This is a genomic window from Atopobacter sp. AH10 (assembly GCF_003664595.1).
GTDB lineage: Bacteria > Bacillota > Bacilli > Lactobacillales > Aerococcaceae > Atopobacter.
On the sequence record NZ_QXPZ01000056.1, the window covers coordinates 1 to 5,993 of the forward strand.

Consider the following 5,993-nt stretch of genomic DNA (forward strand, 5'->3'; position numbering starts at 1 on the left):
ATCAACGGAAACATGAAGTAACGATACAAGGTCATAAAGAACTTGTATGCTGGGGTGTTGCCCCTTATTTTCAATATTAGTTAAGTAACGTGGGTCAATTTCAATCAATGCTCCCACTTGTTCACGAGTTAAACCTCGTTTCAATCGAGCTTCTTTAATGGCTAAACCAAAGGCTCTAAAATCATATTTATCTTCTTTTTTACGCATAGTAGACCACCTCTATACATTTTACTGTTCCTATTGAATTAGAAACAGGTATAGAAAAACATGTTATATAGTTTATAGGTTCATATTTAATAAAAAGCACTACTAAACGCCAATAAAAAAACCGTTATATGGTAGTGCTATTTATGCTGTTAAAATATTGTATCTTACTTCCAAATGGCGGTTTGTTGGAGGTCAAAGTCGCCATGAAGTATATCACATACAATCAAGTTCCCCACATTGAGTATTTATCAAAAAAAGTCGTCTATCTGCAATAGATAAGTACGTCCACCAATGTGGTTTTATAAATCATATAGATAGAATAACAGAAGCATGTAAACAGAGAAATAAATCTGTTTATATGCTTTTTTGGCTATTCAGAACTTTTTTACAAAGTTTATTTATCAGTAATGCAACAAATCCCCCTTTCACATTGGGACTAAGAGTGAAAGGAGATAAACGAGCAAGGCTCACTTCCTTTCCTAGACAGAAAGGGGGTGAGAAACATGAAACCATCTTCTTTTCAGACCACAATAGAAAATCAGTTTGACTATATCTGTAAACGTGCTATGGAAGACGAGCGAAAGAATTATATGCTTTATCTTTCAAGGATTGCAAAGCGTGAGGTGTCCTTTTCGGATGTTGGCGATTATCTTGTTAGCCAGTTTGCGACAACAGATAACTATTCAACTGACTTTCAGATTTTTACACTCAATGGGTTATCAGTAGGCGTTGAAAATGATTTGTTGAGTGAAGCATTACGTGAGTTGCCAGACAAGAAACGTGAAATTCTACTGCTGTTTTACTTTATGGACATGAGCGATTCAGAAATTGCAGACCTGTTGAAATTGAACCGTTCTACTGTCTATCGGCATAGAACCAGTGGACTAGCCTTAATTAAAAAGTTTATGGAGGAATTTGAAGAATGAAAACACAATATCCTATGATTCCCTTTCCTCTCATTGTAAAGGCAACAGATGGCGATACCGAAGCGATTAACCAGATTCTACATCATTACAGAGGGTACATAACGAAGCGTTCCCTACGACTTATGAAAGATGAATATGGCAATCAAAGTATGGTCGTTGATGAAGTCTTACGTGGAAGAATGGAAACCAGACTGATTACAAAGATTTTGTCATTTGAAATTAAGTAATATCCTCTCTCCTTTCGTGGAAGCGTGCTAAACCATTCCACGCTTCCCGAACAGGGAGGTTTGTTATTCCACCAAAGCATATTGAGCTTTCAATGTGTTTTGATAGGCTAACGAGCCATTGTTCTTTGAAAACTGAATAAAAGTAATCGAATACGTTTCGATAAGAAAAGAGCCAACGGAACTAACCGCCATGACCTATCTTATAAAGATAGCGAGCGATTCATGTTAGTGATCCGAGAAGCAATCTTTAGCAGGATTGCCTGCAACGACATTCTTATCGTGATAATGATACTCCCATACAGTCAATAGTCCGAGCGTGATAAAACCGTCGCAGGCAATGAGTATGGCTACATGAGAACCATGCAGGGGTGGAACTCCCGTGAGCTTTGCTAAAGCTGTTCGATTGCTGGTAAAACAACTTTTATGAAATCCAAATAAGTGATTTGGAAAGGAGGATTTTATGAAGCAGACTGACATTCCTATTTGGGAACGTTATACCCTAACCATTGAAGAAGCGTCAAAATATTTTCGTATTGGCGAAAACAAGCTACGACGCTTGGCAGAGGAAAATAAAAATGCAAATTGGCTGATTATGAATGGCAATCGTATTCAGATTAAACGAAAACAATTTGAAAAAATTATAGATACATTGGACGCAATCTAGCGTCGCCAAAGGGTCTTGTATATGATAAAATAGTATTAAGTCGTATCAAGGCTCTTTCCATAAAGGAAAGGAGCAAATGCCATGTCAGAAAAAAGACGTGACAATAAAGGTCGAATCTTAAAGACTGGAGAGAGCCAACGAAAAGACGGAAGATACTTATACAAATATATAGATTCATTTGGAGAACCGCAATTTGTTTACTCGTGGAAACTTGTGGCTACAGACCGAGTACCAGCAGGAAAGCGTGATTGTATCTCACTTAGAGAGAAAATCGCAGAGTTACAGAAAGACATTCATGATGGTATTGATGTTGTAGGAAAGAAAATGACACTCTGCCAGCTTTACGCAAAACAGAACGCTCAAAGACCAAAGGTTAGAAAAAACACTGAAACTGGACGCAAATATCTTATGGATATTTTGAAGAAAGACAAGTTAGGTGTAAGAAGTATTGACAGTATTAAGCCATCAGACGCTAAAGAATGGGCTATTAGAATGAGTGAAAATGGTTATGCTTATCAAACCATCAATAACTACAAACGTTCTTTAAAGGCTTCATTCTATATTGCTATACAAGATGATTGTGTTCGGAAGAATCCATTTGACTTTCAACTGAAAGCAGTTCTTGATGATGATACTGTCCCTAAGACCGTACTAACAGAAGAACAGGAAGAAAAACTGTTAGCCTTTGCAAAAGCTGATAAAACCTACAGCAAAAATTATGATGAAATTCTGATACTCTTAAAAACAGGTCTTCGTATTTCAGAGTTTGGTGGTTTGACACTTCCAGATTTAGATTTTGAGAATCGTCTTGTCAATATAGACCATCAGCTATTGAGAGATACTGAAATTGGGTACTACATTGAAACACCAAAGACCAAAAGTGGCGAACGTCAAGTTCCTATGGTTGAAGAAGCCTATCAAGCATTTAAGCGAGTGTTAGCGAATCGAAAGAATGATAAGCGTGTTGAGATTGATGGATATAGTGATTTCCTCTTTCTTAATAGAAAGAACTATCCAAAAGTGGCAAGTGATTACAACGGCATGATGAAAGGTCTTGTTAAGAAATACAATAAGTATAACGAGGATAAATTGCCACACATCACTCCACATAGTTTGCGACATACATTCTGTACCAACTATGCAAATGCAGGAATGAATCCAAAGGCATTACAGTACATTATGGGACATGCTAATATAGCCATGACGCTGAACTATTACGCACATGCAACATTCGATTCTGCAATGGCAGAAATGAAACGCTTGAATAAAGAGAAGCAACAGGAGCGTCTTGTTGCTTAGTAGTACAAATGAATTTACTACTTATTTACCACTTCTGACAGCTAAGACATGAGGAAATATGCAAAGAAACGTGAAGTATCTTCCTACAGTAAAAATACTCGAAAGCACATAGAATAAGGCTTTACGAGCATTTAAGAAAATATAAAAAGATAATTAGAAATTTATACTTTGTTTAATTTAAACTTATTCTCTTACTTAAAGAGATCCTACTAGATGACTAGCAAACATTGCTATAGGAAGTAATAAGATAAAAAGGACATTTAATGCCATAAAAAACCTATCTTTTTCCCTTACCCCAAGTATTAAACCTATTAGTCCAATAATTGGACAGACAAGCATGTGAGAATAAGCAATAAATACGCATCTCATAATTTATTATATCATTTTTTATAAAAGAAAAAACAGCCCACAAAAAGCTGTTTAAATCCTCTAATTGAACAAGTTATGATACTAGAACTGTAAACATTACATAGGAAGTAATAAGAGTGTTGGTAATTTAACACTATAAATAACTTGTTTTTTTCTTTCCTCTATTATTCCATGCTATTCTCCTGTAAATATCCCCACATATAGAGCAGTAGACAATACTTGAAAGGGCGTATTTACTGGAATAGATTCTTCTTTTCCCTTTGCCACTTACCATATTAGCTCGTCTATCCATTTCTTCTTAGACTTGCATGAAGATTTCTTTTGGTATGATCGCTTCGTGGCTATTTTCTATATAATATTGAGGTTCTTGATCCTCAATTTATTCTTTAATTATAATTAAGATATTTATCTAAATAGAAAAATGGCTTTTAGGATTTCTTCTAAAACCCCAAAACCATTAATTTCAACACTTTCCTAAATTGCAATATCAAATTGAACTAGTTCTCCTAAGTTATCTATAAGCCCTAAATTATTTAATTCTTCTATGAACACCTCTAGAGGTGTTCGGTAATTTAAGATTTTTCTTGGTAAATTATTCATCCAATTCATTATCTTTATATAGTGGTCTTCACAATAGTTTAATAGTGATTTTCCTTTTGGCAAAAATCTTCTTATTAGACTATTGTGCTTTTCGTTACTGCCTCTTTCTTGGGGATTATTAGGATGGCAATAATATATATCTTCTACATATTTTCTTTCAAGATCTGTTAAATTTGCAAATTCTAGACCATTATCGCTTGTTATACTTTTAAATATAGATGCAGGATTTTTTAACTTTTTAAGTAAGTTTTCTAGACTTTCATTAACTAGCTTGGATTTTTTTGATTCTATTTTTAGTATTATTTCCATTCTAGTTTTTCTTTCTGTTATTGTTATTAAAGAAGGTTCTTTTTTATTTCTCTTTGGGATTACTGTGTCTATTTCCCAATTTCCAAATGTATTTCTACTTTCTATTTCTATTGGTCTTTCTTCTATGCTCTTGCCTAATTGTATTCTGTTTCTTCTTACTCTCTTTTTAGTAGTTTTTCTTCTTACTTTTAATGGTAAGTCTATAGGTTTTATTTCTATAAGCCCAATATCTACATAATTGTATAATGTTCTTGTGCAAAGAGTTTTGTTAGGGAAAAGATTGTGTTTTTTTGCATATCCGCAACAAGCATCTAATGACCATTTTTCATTTATAAATTTTTCATAAACAAATTCAAGGAAATGCCCACATTCTAATGCTTTATATGATTTTTTAGAGTTTTTTCTATTTTTCTCATATACAGCCTTTCCCGTATCAGGATAATAGACTTGTACTATTTTTTCATTTTTAATTTGAGAAACTGTTCCCCTCTTTAATTCATTCCTAATTGTATTTGAAGCTCGCCCAAGTTCTTTTGCTATTTTATATGCAGAATAACCTTTATTATGCAAAAGTTCGATTTGTCCTCTTTCAAAATCGCTTAAATGTTTATTTTTTCTTGAAATTGTTGTAGTATTATTATATTCCATAGTTATCATCCTTTGGTTTTGTTTTGTGGTGAATCAATTATACCAAATGTGATAGCTATGGAATTTTTTTAGTTCAATTTCATTTTACAATTAACCGATATTTATAGTATCTGCTTTTTCCTTATTTTCACTTGACTTATCATTTCTCATAGTATTTTTGTCCTCCTTCTCATTTTCTTTACCAGATAAAGTGTTATTCCTATCTTCTATTGCACTTTCTAAATTAGGTGCTTCAATCTCATTTTCGTCTATATAATCATAAAATTTTTCATCAACTAAACCCATAATCTTATCATTCATATAGTTATCATAGGCAGTATCAAGGGTATCTTCGTTTTGTATTCCCGTTTCCAATGATATAAGCCCTTTTACAAAATCCCTATGATTATATTCCTCTAAAAAAGATAATGTTTCTTTCATCTTATCCAAGTTATTATTTCGCATACTGGCTATTGTATTTATGTCATTTGAATATCGTCCATTGTCCCACTCAAACTTGCCTGATTTATCATTAAAATCAATTCCGCTTACTATTACAAATTGATTCTCTGAAAATAACACTGCTTTCTTATCTTCTACATCCAAAACAACTGTATTATCTGAAAGTGATGTTTTTATAATATCGCCTTTTTCTAATCTCATATTCTTTTCCTCCAATTCTTTTTCCAATTTTGTTTCTTCTAATGTATTTGGTAAACTAAAAATCAGCCAAGTGGCAATTAAAAATCCAGCCGCTTGACCAAC

7 protein-coding genes and 2 pseudogenes are annotated in these 5,993 nt (G+C 33.4%); 4 read left to right on the forward strand and 5 right to left on the reverse strand.

What is annotated here, in order from left to right:
* Window positions 1-207 (reverse strand): helix-turn-helix domain-containing protein (locus D3H64_RS09635; protein ID WP_147429888.1); only part of this gene is annotated, 207 nt, incomplete at its 3' end.
* A 503-nt stretch (window positions 208-710) separates the two neighbouring features.
* On the opposite strand from D3H64_RS09635, the gene D3H64_RS09640 reads away from it, so the two are divergent.
* A complete protein-coding gene (locus D3H64_RS09640; RefSeq protein WP_000804885.1) occupies window positions 711-1,133 on the forward strand; it encodes a sigma-70 family RNA polymerase sigma factor in 423 nt (140 codons plus the stop codon).
* Window positions 1,130-1,360: a helix-turn-helix domain-containing protein gene (locus D3H64_RS09645; protein WP_000857133.1), complete on the forward strand. Its 231-nt coding sequence runs from the start codon at window positions 1,130-1,132 to the stop codon at window positions 1,358-1,360. The genes D3H64_RS09640 and D3H64_RS09645 overlap by 4 nt, the downstream gene beginning before the upstream one ends.
* A gap of 225 nt (window positions 1,361-1,585) precedes the next feature.
* On the opposite strand, the gene D3H64_RS10465 is transcribed toward D3H64_RS09645, so the two are convergent.
* Window positions 1,586-1,837, reverse strand: a complete 252-nt coding sequence (locus D3H64_RS10465; protein ID WP_001845478.1) for a hypothetical protein — start codon at window positions 1,835-1,837, stop codon at window positions 1,586-1,588.
* Between D3H64_RS10465 and D3H64_RS09655 the strand changes: the two genes are divergently transcribed.
* Window positions 1,821-2,024 carry an excisionase gene (locus D3H64_RS09655; protein ID WP_000814511.1) on the forward strand — a complete coding sequence of 68 codons (204 nt, stop codon included), beginning with the start codon at window positions 1,821-1,823 and terminating at the stop codon, window positions 2,022-2,024. The two genes, D3H64_RS10465 and D3H64_RS09655, sit on opposite strands and share 17 nt — an antisense overlap.
* A gap of 81 nt (window positions 2,025-2,105) precedes the next feature.
* Window positions 2,106-3,323 carry a tyrosine-type recombinase/integrase gene (locus D3H64_RS09660; protein ID WP_001291561.1) on the forward strand — a complete coding sequence of 406 codons (1,218 nt, stop codon included), beginning with the start codon at window positions 2,106-2,108 and terminating at the stop codon, window positions 3,321-3,323.
* Window positions 3,324-3,840: 517 nt separating this feature from the next.
* On the opposite strand, the pseudogene D3H64_RS10470 reads toward D3H64_RS09660, so the two are convergent.
* The 3 genes and pseudogenes from D3H64_RS10470 to D3H64_RS09675 all read right to left on the reverse strand — a co-directional run.
* Window positions 3,841-4,068 (reverse strand): annotated as a pseudogene (locus D3H64_RS10470) (recombinase family protein); the annotation flags it as partial.
* A 98-nt stretch (window positions 4,069-4,166) separates the two neighbouring features.
* Window positions 4,167-5,249 carry an IS30 family transposase gene (locus D3H64_RS09670; protein ID WP_121566011.1) on the reverse strand — a complete coding sequence of 361 codons (1,083 nt, stop codon included), beginning with the start codon at window positions 5,247-5,249 and terminating at the stop codon, window positions 4,167-4,169.
* A gap of 90 nt (window positions 5,250-5,339) precedes the next feature.
* A pseudogene (locus D3H64_RS09675) lies at window positions 5,340-5,993 on the reverse strand (conjugal transfer protein); the annotation flags it as partial.